A 21,389-nucleotide genomic window follows, 5' to 3' on the forward strand; every position below is an offset into this window, starting at 1 on the left:
GCGCCCCATGTCCTCCTCCACCTCCGATCCTCTCTGGCCCCGCTCCTTCTGGAGTGATGTGCCGGATGCTGACCGAGCCGCGCTGCGTGAGGTGCTGGCAGAGCTGCTGGGTCGTGGCGTCCTGCTTGGAGACGAGGGCAGCGGGCGCGAGCTTTACCTGCTGGCCCGCGATCATTATCGCACCCACATCGAGGACTACCTCGCCCCTCTGGCGCTGGAGCTGATTGTCGATGAAGACCATTCGCTGCTGCAGGCCCGCCCGCGCACGGAGTCCTGCCTGCTGCTCGCTCGTTTTGACAAGGACGAGACCTTGGTGCTCCTCGCGCTGTGGCGCTTGTACGATGACGAAATCAGCACCGGCAGCCAGGAGGCCGTCATCGTCACCGTGGATCAGCTCTGGGCAGCGCTAAAAGTGTACTTCGACAAGGTCGCCACCCCGGAAAAATCCCAGATCGAGTCCTGCCTCGTACGCCTGCGCCGCCACCGTCTCGTTCGCACGCTCAAGCCCGAGGGCATGACCCAGGCCGGAGAAATGCAGATCGAGATCCTGCCCAGCCTCTCCCGTGTGATCCCCTTTGATGACATTGCCGCATGGCAGGCACGCGCAGAAACATTTCAGCCGCCCAAAGACGGCAGCGCCACTGAGGAGGTGCTCGCATGAGCCAGTCGCGCATCACCCTGAGCCGCATTCTCGCGGTCAACTGGTACGGCTACCGTCAGATCGTCGATGTTTCCGGCCTCTCGCTCATCACGGGTGCCAACGGCAGCGGCAAAAGCGCCCTGCTCGACCTCATTCAGTTTGTCATGCTGGGCGAACAGCAGAGCAAGTTCAACAAAGCCGCCGCAGGTGCGGGCAGCGGGCGCAGTCTGCGCGGCTACTGCCTCTGCGACACCAACACCACCGGCCGTGATGGCAATGAGCGCTACCTGCGCCCCAGCAGCGTCACCCTCGCCGCACTGGAGTTCACCTGGCCTCTGCAACCTGGCGAAGAAGAACCGCGGCGCGAGACCTGGGGTGCGCGCATCGAGTACGAAAGCCCCACCGCCAAGCCCTCAACCATCTGGTTCTGCGCTGGCCGCCGCCTCGCCTGGCAGGATTTCCTCAACAGCGAAGCCGGACCCCAGGCGATGCAGTTCCTGCAAGAGGACGAGTTCCGCACCCGCGTGAAACGCGAGCTCGACGGCGACGTGTGGGACCGCCAGAAAGCCTACCTCGATGAGATGGCCATGCGCAGCCACCTCGGCTTCGATCCCGAGCAGATGGGCAAGACCCTTCCGCGCGCGATGGCCTTTGAGCCGGAGAGCAACTTCGAAAAATTCGTGCGCGAGTTCCTCCTCGAACCCGGCATGCCGGATGTGAAAGCCGTGAAAGCCAGCGTGGATGCCCACCGCCGTGCCCAGGAACGGCTGGAGAAAATGCACGATCAGCTCGAGCGTCTGAAACGCATCTCCACGCATCATCAGGACTGGATCAACTCCAAGCGCGAATCCGCCCTCTACACGCACCTCAGCGATGCCTTGAAGCACGAGGAAGCGCTGGAAAATCTCCAGCGCAGCCGTGCCGAGCTCGACGAAAAACAAGCAGACTACGAGGACAATCGCAAAACGCACGAGCAGACGCTCGAAGAGCGCGACCGCCTGCGCCGCTCGGTCGAGGCCGCCCGCGCCGCCCTCGGTGACAAAGCCGTGCGCATGGAGGAAAACGACCGCCGCCGACGCGAAGTCTCCAAAGAGATCACGCGCCTCGAAGCAGCCGCCTCAAGTCTGCATGACCAGATCCGCTCGCATCTGCGCCACTGGCAAGACTGGACGCTTCATGCCGCCCGTCTGGGCCTGCAAGACACCAACGACGCCTCCGCCGCCATCTCCGGCATGCAGAGCAAGGACGAGAGCAAAGCCCTCACTGCCGCGCGTGATTCCTCCCATGCCTTCATCAAGCTCCGCGACGAAGCCATGGAGCAGCTCCGCCCCGTCGAGGCTCGTCTGGCTGAGCACGAAATGCGCAAGTCCGCGCTGCACAAAGACCTCACGCAGCTCCGCGAAGGCCAGGCATCCCCTTCTCCTCTTCTCAACGCTCTGCTGTCTCGTGGCCAGAAAGCCGTCGCACTGGGCCGTGTCGTGGAAGTGAAACCCACGGCTGAAAAATGGTGGCCGCTGCTTGAGACCGTGCTCGGCACAAACCGCCGCGCCGTCATTCCCGATGACTTCCGCGCCGCCTGGGATCAGGCGCAGCAGACACTCAGCCCGAACGAGCTTCTCATCCATCCCGAGGAGGCCGCCAAAACCACCGCCAAGGTCGAGAAAGGTTCCCTTCGTGAGATGCTGGAAACCCAGCACCCCGTGGCTGGCAAAGTACTCGATCACCTCCTCGGCGGCATCGTCGCCGTGAACAAAGCCTCGCAGCTCGACAAGCACGAACGCGCCTTGTCACTCGACGGCTGGCTGAAAGACCCGCCACGCCGCGTGCGCCTCACGCCGGAAAAAGAACTCACCCTCGGCGAAGAAGGCCTGCGCCGCCTGCGTGACATCCGTGAAAACGAACTCCGCGAAACCGACGCCGTCATTGAAGAAGTGCGCCAGGATCGCGATGACCTCCGCGCCTTCGTCAATCGCGGCATGGAGTGGCGTCTCGATCGCTTCAGCGTGCCCGATGGCGCGGACGAAGTGCCACTGCTGCCTAAATTCCGCAAAGAACTCGGCGAGCTTCAGGCCACCTGGGATCTGCTGGCCACGCCGGACAACGTGAAGGCCATGGAAAACCTCCGCGTGGAAAACGCCTCGCTGGAAGGCATTCACGAGCGCATCGGCAGCCTCAAGTCCGCCATCACCGCCTTCGAACTCGACAAGGCCCGTCTCGAAGAATCCATCAGCGAAGACATCTTCCAGGAGGAGCAGACCCGCATCGCCCGTCAGGCCTCGCGCACTCTCGTTCGTGGTTCATCAGACGATGAAATCAACACGCGCATCAATGCCGAGCGCCAGAAATCCACCTCCTGGCGCAAATCCATCGAGATGGCCGCCGCACTGGCCATCCAGCTCGACACGCATGCCCTGGAAGCCCGCCGCCTGCGCGATGTGCAGCGCCAGGAACTCGTCTCCGCTCACGCCGATCTCAGCGATGCCCTCGATGCTGAAGCCGAGGACAACGAGGCCTACGACAAGCGCCGCGAAGATCTCGAAACCCACGAACTGGAGCGCTACAAGACCGCCGCGCTCGAAGCCAAACGCGAGTGGGAGGACCGCCTGCAGCACCAGGTTCTCGATGTGCTTCGTGAAAAACTCAGCGAAGCCGACCGCACCAAGCGCGAACTGAACCGCGCCATGGACCACGAGATCGGCGGCTGGCGCTACCAGCTTACCAGCCGTGCCGACAAGGCGCACACCGCCATCTGGACCCTCGTCGAAAAAGGCCTGCCCAGCGGCTCCGAAATGGAGCTCTTCAACGCCGCCGGCCGCGAAGACATCGAACGCGCCAAGAACGAGCTCATGGCCGCCATCGACGCTGCCGACAATCCCGAAGACAAGCGCCACCAGCGCGCCTTGGACTACCGTTACTACCACCACTGGGACATCGAGGCCAAACCCGCCGGTCGGGGCGATGCCGCCGCCATCAGCTTGAACAAAAGCGCCAAGAAGCAAAGCGGTGGCGAAAACCAGGCCCCCTTCTTCGTCGCCACCCTCGCCGCCTTCCGCCGCGTCTATGACCTCGGCCGCCGTGACGATCCGCAAAACCTCGGCCTCGTTGTCATGGATGAAGCCTTTAGCAAGCTCAGCGGCGACCGCATCGACGACTGCCTCGCCATGGCCCGGAACTTCGGCCTCCAGCTCATCATGGCCTTCCCCGAGGACCGCCTGCCCACCATGTTCCAGCATGCCGACACCGTCGTGCAATGCCGCGTGGAGCGCACCTACGATGAAACCAGCGAGCAGATCCAAAACATCGAAAACTGGGTCGTTCGCGTCGAAGGCGCACGTCTTGCAGAACTGATGGAATGAAATGGCTCGCCCAGTTGCACAAGGACTGGATGGCCGCCAGAAAACGGCGCGTGACAGCATCGGTGCAGCCGTTTCGTCGCGATTGGGAACAGCTGCTTGAAGATGCCGGCATCCGTTCAGCGGAAGATCAACAAGCCGCCCTGCGCGAGGCCCGGCAGCTTGCCAAATTTCAACTGCCCCCTCGCAAGCGAAACCCACGCTTCATCGACAAGATCATCGTCCCATTGGAATCGGAAGCCTGGCTGCACCAACAGTTCGGCACCCAACCCGGCGCAGCCACACAGCAGCACGCTCTTGAGATAGTGACGGCATGGTCACTCAAAACACATCCACTCATACCCGAAGCATGGAGTGAACTATGCCTCCGGTTGGAGTCCTCATTCAACATCCCAGGAGTTCTCGAACCCTTCCGCTGGCTGGAGCCAATCCGCGTGAATGAACTGCTGACCCTGCTCTTCCAAATCACCAGCCGCGAATGGCCCGCCGGCACGCTGATTCGTGATGCAAGCACACATCTCGGTTACGACTCCAAACATCTCGAATCCCGGCAAAGCTACCTCGAACGCGCCTTGGAAACACTCTTCGGACGCGAGACACCGCTGGAAGCAGTCGGGATTCAAACCAGCAACAGCACCCTGCATTACTGCGGCCCGCTGGTTCTGCATTTCGCCGACCACTCCAAGCCGCTTGATCTGCGCTACGAGGCAGCTCTTTCCGTCGCGGAACTCGAACAAACCACGCACATCACCACCACCGCCCGGCGCCTCCTCACGGTCGAGAACCGCAAAACGACCTTCCTCCAGCTCGCGCGTGCGGATGAGCACCGCAGCACCCTGATCGTCGCCACCTCCTTTCCCACGCAGGCGGTGAAGCTCCTGCTGCAAAAACTGCCACCCTCTCTACCCCACCACCATTTCGGCGACACCGACCCCAGCGGCTGGGACATCCTGCGCAAACTGCGCGAAATTCGCAGCGCTTCCGTGCAACCTTTCCACATGTCATGGCGGCCTTCCGCCCAGGCAGCACCTCTGACCCAGCGCGACCTCCAGATCATCGACCGCCTTCTCACAGACGCTCGCATGGCAGACTGCCATGCTTCTTTGCGCGCCATGCAAAAATCCGGCACCAGAGGCGGCTTCGAGCAGGAAGCCCTCGGACGTCCATCATTAAATGAATGGCCGTTTTATGCAGTCATGTGACTGCAACGCCAGTTGACCCGGAGCCTCTGAGGGCAGACGCTCTGCCATCATGGCAGCCCACCCCGACCGCACCCACACTATCGCCGTTTTCTGCGACTTCGAAAACCTGGCCATCGGCGTGAAGGACGCGCAGTATGACAAGTTTGACATGAGCAAGGTCCTCGACCGACTCCTGCTGAAAGGCAGCACTGTCGTCAAGAAAGCCTACTGCGACTGGGACCGCTACAAAAGCTTCAAGGCCGCCATGCACGAGGCCTCCTTTGAACTCATCGAAATCCCCCACGTTCGCCAGAGCGGCAAAAACTCGGCAGACATCCGCATGGTCGTGGATGCGCTCGATCTCTGCTACACCAAGCCCCACGTGGACACCTTTGCCATCGTCAGCGGCGACTCCGATTTCTCACCGCTGGTGAGCAAGCTGCGCGAGAACAACAAGACCGTCATCGGCGTCGGTGTGAAGCAGAGCACCAGCGGCCTTTTCATCGACAACTGCGACGAATTCATCTTCTACGACGACCTCGTGCGCGAAGAAGAAAAGACCAAGAAGCGCCTCGCCCGCGCCAAGCCCGCCCCTGCTGCTGCCAAACCAGCCGCCACCACCACCCAGGAACGCAAACCCGGCGGCGATCCCGAAAAGGCGATCCAGCTCGTCGTGGAAACCGTCGAAGCCATGCTCGGACGCAGCGGCAGCGACACCGTCTGGGCCGGCCCTGTGAAACAAGCCATACGCCGTCGCCAGCCGCAGTTCGATGAACGCTTCTACGGCTTCAGCACCTTCAGCGCCCTGCTGGAAGCAGCCGCAGATCGCGGCCTCATGAAGCTCGAGAAAAACGAAAACGGCTACCGCATCAAAGTCTCAGCCTCCGAAGAATAGTACGATGGGCACTCTTGCCCGTCGATCAGCGCCACCGCAATCCATGAGCGTCGCCGCACCTCACTGTGCACTTTTCTCAAACGCCTCCGCCTTGTTCTCCAACAGCGCCAGCGCTTCGCCCGCCAGATAAAGCGATCCCGCAATCAGCACCCGCCCCTCCAGGTTCACCGTCTTCAAAGCATCAGCGACTCGCGCATGCGTGGTCACAGCTCGGGCCTCAAGTCCCAGCCCATCCCACATCTCCCGCAGCGCCTCCGGAGTCAGCGCACGCGGCGACTCAAATCCCGTGAAATGCCAGCAAGCCGCGATGGGTGCCAGCTCACGCAGTACCGCAGCGGTGTCCTTGCCTGCCACAGCACCAAAAATGATATCCGCCTTCTCGTTCGGAAACTGCTCCCTCCAGGTTTGCGCCAGCACACGCGCAGCATCAATGTTATGCGCGCCGTCAATAATGCAGCCGCCCGCTTTTTGAAATCGCGCAGGCCATTGCACCTCGCGCAGCCCACGCCTGGTCACCTCCGCATCGAAATCAAATCCGGCAGCTCTCAATGCCGCCACAGCCATGGACGCATTCCACCGCTGATGCGGACCCGCGAGTCCCGTTTCCCCAGTCCAAGGCGTTTCGACAATTATGAGAGGCGCTTCACGCTCGGCAGCCGTGCGCTTGATCACATCCAGCACCTCAGCATCCTGCGTCATCGTCACCACCGGCACCCCCGGCTTGATGATGCCCGCCTTTTCCGCAGCAATCTTCGCCAGCGTGTCACCCAGCATGTCCATGTGATCCCATCCGATCGGAGTAATGACACTCACCGCAGGTGTTACCGCATTCGTCGCATCCAGCCGCCCGCCAAGGCCCGTCTCAAGAACCACCCACGGATTGCCACGCTGCGCAAACCACTCCAGGGCCAGGGCCAGCGTGAGCTCAAAAAACGTCGGGTGCGGCTCCCACCCCGCCACGCGCTCTCTCAGGCGGCGGATGCCTCCCGCGATTTCCTCCGGCGTGATCATCCGCTCCGCATCACGAATCCGCTCACCAAAGTGAATCAAGTGCGGCGACGTGAAAAGCCCCGCATTGATACCAGCCTCCCGCAAAATCGAATGCATGAAAGCACACGTCGAGCCCTTGCCATTCGTACCGGCCACGTGGATGAACCGCTGCCCCGCCGCAGGCAGCCCCAGTTCCCGCAGCAGCCGCTGCACATTGTCCAGCCCCAGCTTGATGCCGTAGAACTGCGTGCTGTAGAGCCATTCGATTTCTTGTTTCGCCGTGTCGTTGATCATTCCTGGGGCGCACGGTGCCTGCGCCGCAGCAGGGGTGCAAGCTGCCAAGAAACAAGATCCGCAGATGGGTTTCCCATTTCCCACCCGTCACTCTCGGCTATCATGCCCTTGAATGTCTTTGACTCCCGCTTCTGATTCCTCGACCTGGATTAAACGCTTCTGGTGGCTGCTGGCCGCCGTCTTCATCGCGCGCATCGGCGTGATGCTGCTTTTTGTGCATGGGGCGGATCTCGCGGGAGACGAGGCCTACTACTGGGACTGGGGCCGCAGGCCGGACTGGTGCTACTACAGCAAGCCGCCCATGATCGGCTGGATGATGGGCATCATCGGCGCGCTCACGGGCAATGCCGAGTGGGGCATCCGCTTTGCGGCACTGCTGCTGGGCACCGCCACACTGGTCATCATCCACCGCATCGCTCTGGTGCTGTTTGATGCACGCACGGCCTTTCTTGCCTCCGTGCTCGTGCTTCTGACCATTGCCAATGCCGGGCTGAACCTCCTGTTCACCATTGATGCTCCCCTTCTCCTGTGCTGGACGCTCGGCCTGCTGCTGTTCTGGTATGCCGCGCAAAAACCAGCGTGCAACACCCGCTGGCTGGCCCTCGCTCTCGTCATCGGCGTCGGCACCCTGAGCAAGCAGATGATGCTCGCCTTCCCGGCGCTCATGCTTCTCTTCGCCGCTGTTTCCCGTGAAGATCGCGCGCTGCTGCGCAATCCCCGCATGTGGCTCGCCATCCTCTGCGGCATGGCCTTCATCATTCCTGTGCTGCAGTGGAATCAGAACCATGCCTGGATCACCCTGGAGCATACCAAGCATCATTTTGACGGGGAGACTCGCAGCTTTGGCAAATGGATCGGCCGTACGTTGGAAAACGTCGGCCTGCAGGCGCTCATCTACACACCGGTGACGTTTGTCGCGTTGGTGGCCGCCATGATCGCGGCGGTAAAACAGCGGAAAAATCTCTCGCGTCCGCTGCTGTTCCTCATGCTCGCCTCAGCTCCCGCGCTGGCCTGTTTTGCCCTGCTCTCGTTACGTCAGCGCATCAATCCAAACTGGCCTGCCGCCTTCTTTGTGCCCGCGTTCATTTTGGCGGCGGCATGGCTGCGGGGAGTCACTCCTTTCAAACTGCATCCCGGCTGGGAGCGCTGGTCCCTGCGGGTCGGCGGTGCCTTGGTCCTCATCGTGCATCTCGCTCTCGTCATCATCTTCACCACCGAGCTGAAAGGCATCGACAAGCTCGCCAGCCTGCGCGGCTGGAATGAAGCAGGCATCGAGGCCCAGAAGTTCCTCGATCAGGTGCCAAGACCCAAGAACACCTTCGTCATGGCCCTCGGCCATCGCTACCACGCCGCGGAGATGGCCTTCTACATGCCCTCGCATCCGCGTCTTTATCGCTGGGAGCCCAGCGACTCGGTGCAGTCCCAGTATGAAATCTGGCCCGGACCCGAAGAACGCATCGGCGACGATGCCCTGATTCTCGAACCCGGCCCCGTTCCAGCCCTTTTGCAAAACGCCCTCTTCACCAACGCCTTCGAAAAACTCGAATTCCGTGGCAGCATCCGCGTCCCGCTGGGGAAGGAAGTGCGCGAGTTCAGTGTCTATCTCGGACACCATCTGAAAAGCTGGAAGCCGGTGCCCACAAAATGAACGCCTGGGATCTCAGCCTGCTGCATCAAATCAACACCGCGTGGTCTCATCCGGTGCTCGACTGGCTGATGCCCGCCCTCTCCGCCATCGAGGCCTGGCTGCCGCTCATCATCGCTGCCGTGCTCCTCACCGCATGGCGTGGCGGCAAACGCGCTCGCATCATGCTGCTCTGTCTCGGCATCGCCATCGGCCTCGGCGACGGCGTGATCTCCAACACCCTGAAAAAATCCATCGGCCGCGTGCGCCCCCGCGATGCCAGACCCGAGGTCATCGTGCGCGATCTCGGCACCGCATCACCCGCCTTCATGCGTTTGTTCGAAAAACCCGTGGTCAAACCCAGCGAGCCGAGCGGCGCCACCACTGGCAAATCCTTTCCCTCCAGCCACACCGTCAACATGTTCGCTGCCGCCACGGTCATCGCCTGCTTCTACCGCCGCGCCGGTCTGTTCATGTATCTGCTGGCAGCAGCCGTCGGCTATTCACGCGTTTACTGCGGCGCCCACTGGCCCGGCGACATCCCGCCCTCGATGGCCATCGGTGTCTTGGTCGGCCTGGGCGTGGTGGCCGTGGCCAGACGGGCGCTGGCTCAGGGCTTGGAAAAGCAGGGATAGCAGCTGAAATTCCCTCTTCAGTCTTTTACAACGGCCATTCGATTTCCGTCTCGCCATGCATGATTTCGGCGAGCACCGGCACATCCAAAAAATGTTCCAGCACCATGCGGTTGCTGATGCTCGCAGCATCGCGCTCTCCCTGGACGTAGTTCAAAATGATGCCGGCACACGTGAGGCCGCGGGCCTGGATGTTGCGCACGGTCAGAATCGTGTGGTTGAGGCAGCCGAGCTTGTTGTTCACCACCACGATCACCGGCAGCGCCAGCCGCTGCGCAAAATCGGCCATCGTCGAAAACTCATTGAGCGGCACCTCCCACCCCCCGGCTCCCTCAACGAGGACGTGTTCGTGCCGCTGCGCCAGTCCCTGAAAGCCAGCAATCACCTCGTTCAGTTCAACGCGCCGATTTTCCATCAATGCAGCGGCGTAGGGTGCGGCAGGCACCTTGAACCACACCGGATTGACGTCCTCGACGCTCAGCCCTTCGCTGCCCGCATTCGCCAGATGAATCGCATCATCACGCGACCCACACACAAAAGGCTTGAATCCGGCCACGGTTTTCCCGCTGCGCTTCAAAGCTTCGAGCAGCAGACAGGTGACGTAAGTCTTGCCTGCGTCCGTGTCGGTTCCGGTGATAAAATAGTGGCTCACTTTACTCTTTGTTTGCGATCTCCCATGCCTGCTTGAGCAACCACCCGCCAAAAGCGATGGCAAGAAATGCCCCAATCAGTCCTGAAACTGTGCCAAAAGCCATGGCTATCACACCACATCCGATGATGATGCAGGCTCCCACAGCCAAGGCCGGTTCGAACTGGTTTTTCATTCCGGGACAATTTTAGCCGATCTGCGCAAGCACTGCCGACGCAATCTTGTCCGCCTGCGCTTCGAGGTATTCCACATCCCGTCCTTCAACCAGCAGACGGATGAGCGATTCCGTACCCGAGTAGCGCAGCAGCACACGGCCGTAGTCACCAAGCTTCTTTTCCGTCTCCTTGATGATCTTGTCAGCCTCGACAAGCTGCTCGATGGGTGGCTTCGTGCGCACGCGCAGGTTGCGCGAGCACTGCGGGAATTTTTTGAGGCACTTGCGCAGCTCGCTCAGCGGCTCGCCCGTTTCCTTCATGATGCGCAGGATCTGCAGACCCGCGACCAGGCCGTCCCCGGTCGTGGCCCAGTCGCCAAAGATGATGTGGCCGCTCTGCTCGCCGCCGAAGTTCAGTCCGCGTGCGCGCATTTCTTCGAGCACATAGCGATCACCCACACCCGTGCGGATGACACGCCCGCCGAGACGCGAAACCAAGTCGTCCAGCCCGTAGTTGCTCATCACCGTGACGGCCAGCGTGTTCTGCTTCAGCGTGCCTTTGCGCAGCATGGATTCGGCGGCGATCGCCATGAGCTCGTCACCATCGAGGGCGATGGCTTCCTCATCGCACAGCGCGCTCCGGTCCGCATCGCCATCATGCGCGATGCCTGCCTGCGCCTGGCACTGGCGCACGATGCGCTCGATCTCATCCGCGTGCGTGCAGCCGCATGCTTCGTTGATGTTAAAGCCATCCGGTTCGGAGTGGTACACCTGCACGTCTGCCCCGAGCTGCTCCAAAGCAAGCGCGCTGGTGAATGACGAAGCGCCATGCGCGTTGTCCAGCGCGACACGCATGCCATCGAGGCGGACACCCCCCATCGAGGCAACCGCATGCGCCACGTAACGGTCCACGCCGTCCGCCAGCTTGGTGATGCGGCCAATGCCCCGGCCTTCCGGACGTGGCGTGTCTTCATTGCCAAGCACCAACCGCTCAATCGCGATCTCCGTCTTGTCATTGAGCTTGTGGCCGTCCCCGTGCACGAATTTGATGCCGTTGTCCTTGAAAGGATTGTGAGAGGCCGAAACGATCACCCCAAAGTTCGCGCCGAGCTGGGAGCTGAGCATGGCCACCGCCGGCGTGGGCACCTGCCCCACCAGGATGACATCCACCCCTGCGGAATTCAGACCCGCCGCCAGCGCGGACTCCAGCATTTCGCCAGATGCACGCGTATCGCGTCCCAGCACGGCTTTGGGGCGTTCACCGCCCTCCGGTTTGCCGCCGAGCACGACGGCAGCTGCCTGCGCGAGGCGCATGACAAACTCAGGGGTCATTGGGTGACGATTGGCCACGGCACGGACGCCGTCGGTGCCGAAGAACTGGCGCTTTTCAGACATAGGACGGCGCTTCTAGCGCAGGACTTCCAGAGTGTCAAAGCCCGGCGCTGCCACTCGCGGCCGTCCCTGGCACGCGCGCAGGCGGAATCGATGCATTCGGCGGGGAAAGCATGGGCTCCAGTTCTGAGGGGAGCTGCACCGGCGCTGGAATCACCGGCGTGAGCTGCGAAGGCGCGGGTGAAGTCGGCACGGGAATCCTCGCGGGCGGCGGCATCGAATAAGACGGCATGTTGCGGGCGTCCTGCGCCTTGATCATGAACCAGAACAAAAAGGCCAGCACCAGGGAGATGATCTTCTCCCGCCAGTTGCGCATGATCAATTCTTTAAGCTGATTTCCCCAGTTCATGACTGCCCTCCGTTGCGGATTCTGATCCTGCCGCTGCACCTTCGTTGAGAATTTCATTGATGCGCTGGCGCAGTTTCATCGGCTCCAGATCATGCTCCAGCCTGCCCTGAAAACACAGCGAGAGCGCCCCGGTCTCCTCGGAGACGACCAGCGCGATCGCGTCCGTCTCCTCCGAGATGCCCATGCCGGCCCGATGTCGCAGGCCGATGGCACGGTCCTGAATATCACGCTGACTCACCGGAAAAACACAGCCTGCGGCTGAGATGCGGCCCTGGTCAATGATGGCACCGCCATCATGCAGCGATGTCTTGGGCTGGAAAATCGTGGTGACCAGTTCATTCGAAATGACCGCATCCAGTTCCACGCCCGACTCCGCATAGGGTTTGAGATCAATGCCGCGCTTCAGCGCAAACAGCGCCCCGCAGCGGCGTGACGACAGCTGCTGCATCGCCTCCATGAGCACATCCAGCACCTCGGGATCCGGCCGGTTGAAGGAAAAAATACGGCTGCTCCCCAGCTCCGCCAGCACTCGGCGCAGCTCCGGCTGAAAGATAATGACCAGCGCGATCGCCAGGAAGACCGAGAAACGTTGCAGCAGGCTGCTGATGACGGACAGCTCCAGCAGCAGCGAGATCAAGGCCAGGCTCAGCAGCAGCACCAGCAGCCCCGTCAGAATGCGTGCGCCACGCGTGGCACGGAAAAACAGATACCCATGATACGCCAGGGCGGCGAGGATCAAAATCTCCACGCCGTCGCGCCAGTGCTCTGTCAGAAAGTTCCACATGCCGTTCGCTCCGTCCTGCTCTGTGAAACTATCGCACGGGGTGATTTGTTTCTCAAAAGAAGAATCGTTTTGGCCTGTGATTCACGGCGGCTAGGATGCACCCCGCATGCCACGCACCAGCCCCAGCGCCGCCCCCACGCCAAAACAGAGCGATCTGTTTGGCGCGCCTGTGGTTGAGACGCCCGCTCCACAGGCGGCCGTGCCAATTGCCCGCGTGCAGCTGGAAGGTGCCGCCGCCATGGAGCTCGACTACGCCATTCCGGAGAACCTTGCAGGCGGGATCGTCGTCGGCTCGCGCGTCATGGTCCCCCTGCAAAACCGGCGGATGAATGCCGTGGTGCTCGAACTGCTGAATGAGTCACCTCATCGCGGCCGGCTCAAGGAGATCTCCTCCATCGTGGCCAAGCGGCCCATGTTCACCCCCGGACTGCTCAAACTTGCACGCTGGATCGCGGAGTACTACCTCGTCTCCGTCCACACCGTGCTGCGCACCATGCTCCCGCAGGCGGTGCGGGACAAACCGGGCAGCTTCGTGATGGACAGCCATCTCAAACTGCTGCGCGAACCTGCTCCGGACGAATTCGAAAAGCTCCGGCACAAGGCGCCCATGCAGGCGCGCGTGCTCGACATCCTGCGCAGTTGCAAAGGCGAAGCCACTCTCAGTCAGATCCGCAAGGACGTACCCCGCGCCGCCTCCATTCTCACCCCCCTGATCAAGGCAGGCTGGATCACCCGCAGCGAAGTCCGCGTGGAACGCGATCCGTTCCACGACGAGGCCTTCCTGCCCAGCCAGGCGCTGACATTCACCGAGGAACAGCAGGCTGCCTACACCCGCGTCGCCGCAGCCATCGACTCCACCGAGCAGACCAAGCCCATCCTGCTGCATGGCATCACCGGCAGCGGCAAGACCGAAGTCTATCTCCAGGCCATCGCCCGTGTGCTGGAGCGTGGCGGCACCGCACTCGTCCTGGTGCCGGAAATCGCGCTGACTCCTCAGACCATCGAACGCTTCAAGGCCCGCTTCTCCGATCGCAGCGATCGCATCGCCGTCCTTCACAGCCATCTGAGCGACGGCGAACGCCACGACGAGTGGTACAAGATTCACGAAGACCGGGCCGACATCGTGATCGGTGCCCGCAGCGCGATTTTTGCCCCACTGGAACGCCTCGGCATCATCATCGTGGACGAGGAGCACGAGCCTTCATTCAAGCAGGACGAAAAGCCCCGCTACCATGCACGGGATGTCGCCGTGGTACGTGGCAGCATCGAAAAATGCGTCGTTCTTCTCGGCAGCGCCACGCCGAGCCTTGAATCCTTCGAAAATGCCACGAGCGGCAAGTACGAGTTGTTGAAGATGCTCCAGCGGACAGACGGGCGCACACTCCCGCTGATCCGCATCGTCGATATGCGCATGGAACGGCGCAAAGGCACCGGCACCAGCGTGGCGAATACCGGCATCCTCTCTGAAAAGCTCCGCGCTGCGATCACCGCACGCCTGGAGAAAAAGGAGCAGACCATCCTGTTTCTGAACCGTCGTGGTTTCAACACCTCCCTCGCCTGTCTGGCCTGTGGTGAGACCGTACAGTGCCAGGATTGCAGCATCCCCATGACCCTGCACAAGCATGAGAACCGCCTCGTCTGTCACGTCTGCGGTTCGCGGCGGCTGCCGCCCTCGAAATGCCCCTCCTGCCAGGAGCCGGGCCTCAAATTCGCCGGTTATGGCACGGAACGCGTCGAAACCGTGGTGCGCGAAGTCTTCCCTCACGCTCGCATCGCCCGTGTGGATACGGACACCATCCAGCGCAAAAACCAGCTCCGCGATCTCCTCCGCGATTTCCGCGCTCAGAAACTCGATCTCATCATCGGCACCCAGATGATCGCCAAGGGCCTCGATTTCCCCAATGTCACGCTCGTCGGAGTCCTGAATGCCGATCTCGCCCTCAATCTGCCAGATTTCCGCGCGGCGGAGCGCACCCTTCAGCTACTCGTTCAGGTCGCCGGCCGCGCCGGACGTGGCGAGGTCAAAGGAGAGGTCGTGGTACAAACCCACGCGCCGCACAGCCCGGCGGTGCAGTTTTCCCGTCACAACGACTTCGAGGGCTTCGCCCAGCAGGAATTGGAGCAGCGCCGCGCCTTTCATTACCCGCCGTACACCCACGTGGTCATTCTTGCGAGCCGGGGAAAACACCAGGCCATGGCCGAATTTGCCCTGCAAACGCTGCACAAGCGCCTCCTGGAGAGCCTCTCAGAAGACGTTCTCATGGGTGAGCCCGCCCCCTGTGCCATGGCGAAGGCGCACGGGCAGTTTCGTTACCAGCTCCTGCTCCGGGCGGCCAAAATCCGCCCCCTCTGCCGCCACATCCAGCAGGTCCTGCAGGCCACCACCCTCCCCCAGGACGTCATTGTGACGTGGGATGTCGATCCCGTGTCACTTTTGTAAATTATCCTTTGTCGATTCGAAGAATCGAAGGGAACGTTGACATCAAGCGTCCCGATTCAATATTGCCCCCCTACATGACGACAGAGAAACGCACCTCCTGCCTCCGCCTCGGATGTCTAGCCATCCTGGCCTTTGCGCTTTCTGCCTGTTCGAGCACGACGAAAGGTCCGGGCGGCCAGATCTCCAAGGTGAAGTACTACCACCTGATGCCGTTCTTCACGCCACAGACGACGAACCCGACCATTCTGTTTGAGCGCCAGCACTTCATTTACGGCGCGGTGACAAAAAAGGACATCGTGGACCGCTTCGGCCACTACTACGCGTTTTTCTGGAAGACCACGGACCGCACCGGTCCGGTAACGATCAAGTTCGAATACCAGCAGGCGAAGTCAGGCCTCAGCAAACGTGTTCAAGAGCAGGTCGTCGAAGATATTCATCGCAGCAACGTTTCCAAATTCCAGGTCGTCGGCCCAGAATACCAAAAAAGTGGCCGGGTAATCGCATGGCGCATTAGCATTTTGCGCGGCAAGGAAGAGCTGGTCAGCCAGCAATCCGCGCTCTGGAACTAACTCTGCAACGCATGACTCCTCCCACTCATATTCTTGTTGGCACCATCGGCCGAGTTTTCTGGATGAGGGTGGACGGACGAGGCACCTTTCAAAACAGCCTGCAGGCCAAGAAGGCTCTCCAGCGCGTGGTTTCTCAGGGCATGCGCAATCTCGTCGTCGATCTCGAGCGCTGCCCCATGATGGACTCCACCTTTCTCGGCATGCTGACCGGTGCCGCCCTGAATCTCCGCGAATCCGGCGGCGGCTCTTTGAGCGTCGTAAACGCCAACCAGCGCAATCTCCAGCTGCTCACCAGCCTCGGCTTGGACCACATCTTGGAGCTGGACCGTGACGGCAAGCTCTGGGAAGCCGAACGCAAGGAAGCCTGCGACGCTCTGCAGCACTGCGGCGAATCCACCGCCGAATGCAAAGAAGTGCAGACCCAGCACGTGCTCTCCGCTCATCAGGCCCTGGCTGATGTCAGCGACGCCAACGAAAGCCGTTTTCACGATGTGATCGAATTTTTGGAAAAAGAGCTGGAGGCTGGCACATCTGCTGTTCCTGCCTAGGTGCCCCCCGGATGAGCCGGGCCGCCTCCCACACCCATGATCATCGCTCTTCTCGTCCTGATCGTACTGCTGATGACGGCGGGACTGGTAATGCTGGCAAAAATCGCACGTCAGCAAAAGCACGCCATCGTGGCGCTCCGGGCCGAGGAAGAGGCCATCGTGGCCGAAGAACGCCGCATGTTTCACTACCTGCACGATCTCGGCGAGGCCATCTGGCGCGATGACCAGCAGGCCTCCATGTACCGCTTGATTGTTGAGGGAGCCATCCGGGTGACCCAGAGCACCGGCGGCGCCCTCTACCTCTACGATGAAGCTTCGCAGCAGCTCGTGCCACGGTATTACTCCGACTTTTGCGCCCCGCTCATCAGCCTGCCAGAGCGCGTGCGGCAGCAGATGAAGGAGAATTCAGCCACTCTCCTCAGCACCTTGCGCATGCATGCAGAAACCGTGAAGTCAGGCCTGCTCGGCGGTGTTTTCATGCAGCAGGAAACCGAATTGCTGCCAGATCTCGGCAAGGATAAACGCCTTGGCCAGCACTTGGTGCCCTCCCAGCAGCATGTCACCGCCATGATCGGCCCCCTCAGCTTTGGGGTTCGCAGGCTCGGTGTTCTGGCCGTCACCTCTCCCAAAGAAGGTCGCAGCTACAACGCCAACGACTTCGAGGTCTTCAATTCGCTCATTGAGCAGTCTGCCTTCGCCCTGGCCAATGCCATGTCTCATCAGGAGGCGGCCAAGAACCGCATGGATCAGCAGGAACTCCAAAACGCCAGCCAGATCCAAAAGGTGCTCCTGCCAGATCGCGACCCCCAGGTCCCGGGCTTCATCATCGCCGGCAAAAACATCCCCGCCCGCACCCTCAGCGGTGACTATTTTGATTATTTCAATCTGCCCGACGGTCGGTTTGGTGCCGTCATTGCCGATGTTTCAGGCAAAGGCCTCGGTGCCGCCATGATCACGGTCATGTGCCGCACCCTCATGCGCGCCAATGCCTCCGGCTCCGCCTCCCCCAGCACCGTCCTCGCCGCCGTCAATCGCCAGATCGCCCCTGACATCCGCGAGGACATGTTCATCACCATGTCCTACGTCGTGGTCGAGCAGGACGGCTCCAACCTCACCCTCTCGCGCGCAGGTCACAATGCCGCGCTGCTCTGGCGCAAAGCCACCGGCAAGGTCGAGACCATCCACCCCCCCGGCCTCGGCGTCGGCATTGACAAAGGCGCAGTCTTTGAGCGCGTCACCAAGGACACCACCTTCGAAATGCAGATCGGCGACTGCCTCCTGCTCTACACCGACGGCGTCAACGAGGCCATGGACCCCAAAGGCATCGAATTCGGCGAGGAGCGCGTGGAGGAAGAGCTCGCCAAACATGCCCCCAACGGCCCCAAAGCCGTCATCGGCGGCATCATTCTGGATTTGGAGCACTTTTTGAAGGGGCGGCGCTCCCATGACGACATCACCTTGATTGCTATCCAGAAGACGGCATAGTCGCGGCCCCCCAAATCACCGCGAAAACCTATGACCGAGCCGAGTCCCGATACGACCCAGCAAGCACCTGAAATCCCCAATCCTGAAGCCGCAGCTTCAGTGGAGGAGGCAGCACCGCTTGACCCCATCACCGCTCTGACCCAGGAAGCCGAGCGCTGGAAAGACATGGCCTACCGCAGCCAGGCGGAGCTGGACAACTTCCGCAAACGCTCCGCCCGTGAGGCCCAGGAAACCCGCGCCTACGCCAATGGCGATCTCCTGCGCGCCCTCTTCCCCATCCTCGATAATTTCGACATGGGTCTCGAGGCCGCCCGCGCTGAATCTGAGAAGTCCATGATTTTCATGGGCATGAGCATGGTCAGCCGTCAGTTGCAGGACTTCCTCCGTGAAAGCGGCGTGCAGGAAGTTGAAGCTCAGGGCAAAGTCTTTGACCCCAACCTTCACGAGGCCGTCGCCCAGGAAGCCAGCCCCAGCGTCCCCGAAGGCACCGTCATCCGCGTCACCCGTCGTGGCTACAAGCTCAAGGACCGCCTCCTGCGTGCCGCCAGCGTCATCGTTTCCAGTGGTCCAACGCCCCCTGCAGAGGCGTAACCCTCTTTCTACCCAGCTATGGCCGATAAACGCGATTATTACGAAGTCCTTGGCGTCTCCCGCGACGTCTCCGCCGAGGAGTTGAAGAAAGCCTACCGCAAGCTCGCGGTGAAGTTTCACCCCGACAAAAATCCGGACGACAAGTCGGCCGAAGGTAAATTCAAGGAAGTGGGCGAAGCCTACGACGTCCTCAGCGACGAACAAAAACGCGCGGCTTACGACCGCTACGGCCATGCTGCTTTCGCGGGTGGCATGGGCGGCCCGTCCGCCGGTGGTCACGATCCCTTCGACATTTTCCGTGAAGTCTTCGGCGGCGGCGGTGGCGGCGGCATTTTTGAGCAGTTCTTTGGCGGCGGCGGTGGTGGTGGCGGCGGTCGTCGTCGTGACGGCCCTCAACGCGGCAGCGACCTGCGCTACGGTATGGAAATCTCCCTCGAAGACGCCGCCCATGGCGTGGAGCGCGAGATCGAGTACGAGCGCAGCGCCTCATGCAAAACCTGCTCCGGCTCCGGCTCGGCCAGCGGCGGCGGTAAAAAAACCTGCCGCACCTGCGGCGGCGTCGGCCAGGTCATCAGTTCACGCGGCTTCTTCCAGATCCAGCAAACCTGCCCGGATTGCAGCGGCAGCGGCGAAATGATCAGCGATCCCTGCCGCACCTGCAGCGGCACCGGACGCTCCAAGGAACGCACCAAAGTCCGCGTCAAAGTGCCGGCAGGCATCGAGGACGGCTCCCGCCTCCGCTCCACCGGCAACGGGGATCTCGGCGTGAAAAACGGCCCTCCTGGCGATCTCTACATCGTCGTCCAGGTCAGAGCGCACGAGATCTTCGAGCGCGAAGGCAACGACCTCCACTGCGACATCCCGCTTTCCTTTGGCACCGCCGCTCTCGGTGGCGAACTCACCGTCCCCACCATGGAGGCCAAGGCTTCCGTCAAAGTGCCCGCCGGCACCCAAAACGGCACCACCTTCCGCCTCCGCGGCAAAGGCATGAAAATCCTCGGTGAAGACCGTTTCGGCGATCTCTACGTCCACGTCCAAATCGCCGTGCCGACCAAACTCAACGCCGAACAACGCGGCAAACTCGACGAATTCGCCAAATCCCTCGGTGAACAAACCTCCCCCCTGGAGGAAAGCTTCTTCGAGAAGGCGAAAAAATTCTTCCGTTAGCTGACTTGAGGATTAGACTCCGCCAATGACTGCCACACTGGATGCCCTCACTGCTGACGGACGTGTCGTGATCACGTTTCCCGAATCCGCCGTCCCCACCCAGGAACGGGAGAGCTTCATTTCCTTCCTCAAGGCCGAATGGACCGCACGCCAAAGCCGCTTCACGGAAAGAGATGCCAAAGCTCTGGCCGATGAAGTGGACACAGGCTGGTGGAGCAAAAACCGCGAGCGCATCCTGCGCAGCATTGGCGAGGAATGAGCCGGAGCGTCGTCATTGATGCAAACCGCATCTTTTCCGAACTGATCGCTGCGAATCACAACCTGCGGCGTGTTTTTGCCTCGCAGCCTGAGACAGAATTTTACTGTCCGAAGTATGTGTTGGTGGAGCTGTTCAAACACAAGGAGCGTATCGCCAAGGCCACTGGTTTGAACGAACCCGAGCTGCTGGCGCTTCTTCACACACTGCTGGAGCACATTCGTTTCTTTGATGAAGACGCTGTCAGTATCGGCAGTTGGACCGAAGCCTGGCGAATGTGCAGGGATGTGGACGAAAATGATGTGGCCTATGTCGCTCTGACCTTGGAACTCAACGGCGATTTGTGGACCAGCGACCGGGAGTTGGAAGTCGGCCTGCGCAAAAAGGGCTTCACAAAGTTTTACTCACCACCCCTCATTTAAACCATCCAAGGGACATGTGGCTTGCGACGACGCCATCCCTTCACATGATCGAATCAGCCCCCAAATCCATGACCACCCGCGACCTGCTGACCCTGACGAAATTCCGCCTTAGCGCGCTCGTCATCGTCACGACCTTCGTGGGTTTCTGGCTGCGTGCGCCCAAAGGCTTCGATTTCTGGCTGCTCTTTCACACCATCATCGGCAGCACCCTCGCTGCCTTCGGCGCGGCCGTGTTCAACCAGCTCATGGAAATCGAGCCCGACTCGCGCATGCAGCGCACGTTGGACCGCCCCCTGCCCTCCGGGCGCGTCAGCCCCTCGGCGGCATTCGGCATCGGCTGGCTCCTCAGCGCCTGGGCGCTCATCCATCTCACCATCCAGGTGAACATGGAGGCTGCGGCACTCACCGCGCTTACCCTCGCGGTATACCTCTTCATCTACACCCCGCTCAAGCGTCAAAGCGCCACCAACACCCTCGTCGGCGCGGTCTCCGGCGCTCTGCCACCCCTCATCGGCTGGGCGGGCGCCGCCGGCCCCCTGCCTGCAGGTACCGCTCCGCATTTCCGCTGGGAGCTCATGATCGAGCCCGGTGCCATCTACCTCTTCCTCCTGCTCTTCCTCTGGCAGCTTCCGCACTTCCTCGCCATCAACTGGATGTACCGCGACGAGTACCGCAAAGGCGGCTTCGTCATGCTCGCCAATGACGATGAACAGGGCGCGCGCACCTCGCAGCACGCCCTCGCCTACGCCGTGAGCACCGTGCTGCTCATGTTCTACCCCGTTTACGCCGGTGCCGCCTACGCCTGGTGGTTCCTCCCTCCGGCCCTGCTGCTCAGCGGCTGGCTCTGCGTTCTCGCCCTGCGCTTCAACCGCCAGCCGGAACGCGCCACGGCTCGCAAGCTTTTCTTCTGCACGCTGATGTACCTCCCGGGCATTCTGACCGTATCCATTCTCGCCTGGAAGCACGCGTAACCC

The 21,389-nt window shown here is 61.4% G+C and carries 21 protein-coding genes; 15 read left to right on the forward strand and 6 right to left on the reverse strand.

Annotated elements, in window-relative coordinates:
- Positions 1-7: 7 nt before the first annotated feature.
- Genes ACILSL_RS11315 through ACILSL_RS11330 form a run of 4 tightly spaced genes read left to right on the forward strand, consistent with a single transcriptional unit; the run spans position 8 to position 6,069 of the window.
- The gene (locus tag ACILSL_RS11315) at positions 8-661 is read left to right on the forward strand and encodes a DUF4194 domain-containing protein (RefSeq protein ID WP_395732138.1); all 654 of its coding nucleotides are present in this window, start codon (positions 8-10) and stop codon (positions 659-661) included.
- Positions 658-3,996: an SbcC/MukB-like Walker B domain-containing protein gene (locus tag ACILSL_RS11320; RefSeq protein ID WP_395732139.1), complete on the forward strand. Its 3,339-nt coding sequence runs from the start codon at positions 658-660 to the stop codon at positions 3,994-3,996. The genes ACILSL_RS11315 and ACILSL_RS11320 overlap by 4 nt, the downstream gene beginning before the upstream one ends.
- Positions 3,993-5,195 (forward strand): Wadjet anti-phage system protein JetD domain-containing protein, encoded by a 1,203-nt coding sequence (locus ACILSL_RS11325; RefSeq protein WP_395732140.1) that lies wholly within the window; start codon positions 3,993-3,995, stop codon positions 5,193-5,195. The genes ACILSL_RS11320 and ACILSL_RS11325 overlap by 4 nt, the downstream gene beginning before the upstream one ends.
- A gap of 49 nt (positions 5,196-5,244) precedes the next feature.
- Positions 5,245-6,069, forward strand: coding sequence for an NYN domain-containing protein (locus tag ACILSL_RS11330; protein WP_395732141.1), 825 nt, complete (start codon positions 5,245-5,247; stop codon positions 6,067-6,069).
- Positions 6,070-6,129: 60 nt separating this feature from the next.
- Here ACILSL_RS11330 and ACILSL_RS11335 read toward each other — a convergent pair whose 3' ends face one another.
- On the reverse strand, positions 6,130-7,353 hold the full coding sequence (locus ACILSL_RS11335) for a bifunctional folylpolyglutamate synthase/dihydrofolate synthase (protein WP_395732142.1): 1,224 nt from the start codon (positions 7,351-7,353) through the stop codon (positions 6,130-6,132).
- Positions 7,354-7,465: 112 nt separating this feature from the next.
- Here ACILSL_RS11335 and ACILSL_RS11340 point away from each other — a divergent pair, with 112 nt between their 5' ends.
- Both ACILSL_RS11340 and ACILSL_RS11345 read left to right on the forward strand, forming a co-directional pair.
- Entirely contained in the window at positions 7,466-9,001 is a 1,536-nt protein-coding gene (locus ACILSL_RS11340; protein WP_395732143.1) for an ArnT family glycosyltransferase, read from the forward strand.
- A complete protein-coding gene (locus ACILSL_RS11345; RefSeq protein ID WP_395732144.1) occupies positions 8,998-9,612 on the forward strand; it encodes a phosphatase PAP2 family protein in 615 nt (204 codons plus the stop codon). The genes ACILSL_RS11340 and ACILSL_RS11345 overlap by 4 nt, the downstream gene beginning before the upstream one ends.
- Before the next feature lie 25 nt (positions 9,613-9,637).
- Here ACILSL_RS11345 and bioD read toward each other — a convergent pair whose 3' ends face one another.
- From bioD to cdaA, 5 genes are read right to left on the reverse strand one after another with little or no spacing between them, the layout of a single operon-like run.
- Complete coding sequence (bioD, locus tag ACILSL_RS11350) at positions 9,638-10,261, reverse strand: dethiobiotin synthase (protein ID WP_395732145.1); 624 nt, start codon at positions 10,259-10,261, stop codon at positions 9,638-9,640.
- A 1-nt stretch (position 10,262) separates the two neighbouring features.
- A complete protein-coding gene (locus tag ACILSL_RS11355; protein ID WP_395732146.1) occupies positions 10,263-10,433 on the reverse strand; it encodes a hypothetical protein in 171 nt (56 codons plus the stop codon).
- A gap of 12 nt (positions 10,434-10,445) precedes the next feature.
- Positions 10,446-11,807 (reverse strand): phosphoglucosamine mutase, encoded by a 1,362-nt coding sequence (gene glmM, locus ACILSL_RS11360; protein ID WP_395732147.1) that lies wholly within the window; start codon positions 11,805-11,807, stop codon positions 10,446-10,448.
- Positions 11,808-11,841: 34 nt separating this feature from the next.
- Positions 11,842-12,153 carry a hypothetical protein gene (locus ACILSL_RS11365; RefSeq protein ID WP_395732148.1) on the reverse strand — a complete coding sequence of 104 codons (312 nt, stop codon included), beginning with the start codon at positions 12,151-12,153 and terminating at the stop codon, positions 11,842-11,844.
- Complete coding sequence (gene cdaA, locus ACILSL_RS11370) at positions 12,131-12,937, reverse strand: diadenylate cyclase CdaA (protein WP_395732149.1); 807 nt, start codon at positions 12,935-12,937, stop codon at positions 12,131-12,133. The genes ACILSL_RS11365 and cdaA overlap by 23 nt, the downstream gene beginning before the upstream one ends.
- A gap of 106 nt (positions 12,938-13,043) precedes the next feature.
- Here cdaA and priA point away from each other — a divergent pair, with 106 nt between their 5' ends.
- The 9 genes from priA to cyoE all read left to right on the forward strand — a co-directional run bounded on the left by priA (position 13,044) and on the right by cyoE (position 21,386).
- Positions 13,044-15,377: a primosomal protein N' gene (priA, locus tag ACILSL_RS11375; protein ID WP_395732150.1), complete on the forward strand. Its 2,334-nt coding sequence runs from the start codon at positions 13,044-13,046 to the stop codon at positions 15,375-15,377.
- A 74-nt stretch (positions 15,378-15,451) separates the two neighbouring features.
- On the forward strand, positions 15,452-15,946 hold the full coding sequence (locus ACILSL_RS11380; protein WP_395732151.1) for a hypothetical protein: 495 nt from the start codon (positions 15,452-15,454) through the stop codon (positions 15,944-15,946).
- Positions 15,947-15,957: 11 nt separating this feature from the next.
- Positions 15,958-16,494 (forward strand): STAS domain-containing protein, encoded by a 537-nt coding sequence (locus ACILSL_RS11385; protein WP_395732152.1) that lies wholly within the window; start codon positions 15,958-15,960, stop codon positions 16,492-16,494.
- Positions 16,495-16,530: 36 nt separating this feature from the next.
- Positions 16,531-17,979, forward strand: coding sequence for a GAF domain-containing SpoIIE family protein phosphatase (locus ACILSL_RS11390; RefSeq protein WP_395732153.1), 1,449 nt, complete (start codon positions 16,531-16,533; stop codon positions 17,977-17,979).
- Between the two features lie 30 nt (positions 17,980-18,009).
- The gene (locus ACILSL_RS11395) at positions 18,010-18,570 is read left to right on the forward strand and encodes a nucleotide exchange factor GrpE (RefSeq protein WP_395732154.1); all 561 of its coding nucleotides are present in this window, start codon (positions 18,010-18,012) and stop codon (positions 18,568-18,570) included.
- Between the two features lie 18 nt (positions 18,571-18,588).
- Positions 18,589-19,737, forward strand: coding sequence for a molecular chaperone DnaJ (dnaJ, locus tag ACILSL_RS11400; protein WP_395732155.1), 1,149 nt, complete (start codon positions 18,589-18,591; stop codon positions 19,735-19,737).
- Positions 19,738-19,762: 25 nt separating this feature from the next.
- Complete coding sequence (locus ACILSL_RS11405; RefSeq protein ID WP_395732156.1) at positions 19,763-19,996, forward strand: hypothetical protein; 234 nt, start codon at positions 19,763-19,765, stop codon at positions 19,994-19,996.
- The gene (locus ACILSL_RS11410) at positions 19,993-20,415 is read left to right on the forward strand and encodes a PIN domain-containing protein (protein ID WP_395732157.1); all 423 of its coding nucleotides are present in this window, start codon (positions 19,993-19,995) and stop codon (positions 20,413-20,415) included. The genes ACILSL_RS11405 and ACILSL_RS11410 overlap by 4 nt, the downstream gene beginning before the upstream one ends.
- 44 nt (positions 20,416-20,459) lie before the next feature.
- On the forward strand, positions 20,460-21,386 hold the full coding sequence (cyoE, locus tag ACILSL_RS11415) for a heme o synthase (protein ID WP_395732158.1): 927 nt from the start codon (positions 20,460-20,462) through the stop codon (positions 21,384-21,386).
- The last annotated feature ends 3 nt before the right edge of the window (positions 21,387-21,389 follow it).

This window comes from Prosthecobacter sp., assembly GCF_044222345.1.
Taxonomy (GTDB): domain Bacteria; phylum Verrucomicrobiota; class Verrucomicrobiia; order Verrucomicrobiales; family Verrucomicrobiaceae; genus Prosthecobacter.

Excerpts from the sequence above, each read along its gene's own strand:
- priA (WP_395732150.1), top strand. The coding sequence starts at position 13,044 with ATGCCACGCACCAGCCCCAGCGCCGCCCCCACGCCAAAACAGAGCGAT.
- ACILSL_RS11395 (WP_395732154.1), top strand. The coding sequence starts at position 18,010 with ATGACCGAGCCGAGTCCCGATACGACCCAGCAAGCACCTGAAATCCCC.
- ACILSL_RS11340 (WP_395732143.1), top strand. The coding sequence starts at position 7,466 with ATGTCTTTGACTCCCGCTTCTGATTCCTCGACCTGGATTAAACGCTTC.
- ACILSL_RS11380 (WP_395732151.1), top strand. The coding sequence starts at position 15,452 with ATGACGACAGAGAAACGCACCTCCTGCCTCCGCCTCGGATGTCTAGCC.
- glmM (WP_395732147.1), bottom strand. The coding sequence starts at position 11,807 with ATGTCTGAAAAGCGCCAGTTCTTCGGCACCGACGGCGTCCGTGCCGTG.
- ACILSL_RS11385 (WP_395732152.1), top strand. The coding sequence starts at position 15,958 with ATGACTCCTCCCACTCATATTCTTGTTGGCACCATCGGCCGAGTTTTC.
- dnaJ (WP_395732155.1), top strand. The coding sequence starts at position 18,589 with ATGGCCGATAAACGCGATTATTACGAAGTCCTTGGCGTCTCCCGCGAC.
- ACILSL_RS11345 (WP_395732144.1), top strand. The coding sequence starts at position 8,998 with ATGAACGCCTGGGATCTCAGCCTGCTGCATCAAATCAACACCGCGTGG.
- ACILSL_RS11355 (WP_395732146.1), bottom strand. The coding sequence starts at position 10,433 with ATGAAAAACCAGTTCGAACCGGCCTTGGCTGTGGGAGCCTGCATCATC.
- ACILSL_RS11365 (WP_395732148.1), bottom strand. The coding sequence starts at position 12,153 with ATGAACTGGGGAAATCAGCTTAAAGAATTGATCATGCGCAACTGGCGG.
- ACILSL_RS11405 (WP_395732156.1), top strand. The coding sequence starts at position 19,763 with ATGACTGCCACACTGGATGCCCTCACTGCTGACGGACGTGTCGTGATC.
- ACILSL_RS11410 (WP_395732157.1), top strand. The coding sequence starts at position 19,993 with ATGAGCCGGAGCGTCGTCATTGATGCAAACCGCATCTTTTCCGAACTG.
- ACILSL_RS11325 (WP_395732140.1), top strand. The coding sequence starts at position 3,993 with ATGAAATGGCTCGCCCAGTTGCACAAGGACTGGATGGCCGCCAGAAAA.
- ACILSL_RS11335 (WP_395732142.1), bottom strand. The coding sequence starts at position 7,353 with ATGATCAACGACACGGCGAAACAAGAAATCGAATGGCTCTACAGCACG.
- cyoE (WP_395732158.1), top strand. The coding sequence starts at position 20,460 with ATGATCGAATCAGCCCCCAAATCCATGACCACCCGCGACCTGCTGACC.
- ACILSL_RS11390 (WP_395732153.1), top strand. The coding sequence starts at position 16,531 with ATGATCATCGCTCTTCTCGTCCTGATCGTACTGCTGATGACGGCGGGA.
- ACILSL_RS11320 (WP_395732139.1), top strand. The coding sequence starts at position 658 with ATGAGCCAGTCGCGCATCACCCTGAGCCGCATTCTCGCGGTCAACTGG.
- cdaA (WP_395732149.1), bottom strand. The coding sequence starts at position 12,937 with ATGTGGAACTTTCTGACAGAGCACTGGCGCGACGGCGTGGAGATTTTG.
- ACILSL_RS11315 (WP_395732138.1), top strand. The coding sequence starts at position 8 with ATGTCCTCCTCCACCTCCGATCCTCTCTGGCCCCGCTCCTTCTGGAGT.
- ACILSL_RS11330 (WP_395732141.1), top strand. The coding sequence starts at position 5,245 with ATGGCAGCCCACCCCGACCGCACCCACACTATCGCCGTTTTCTGCGAC.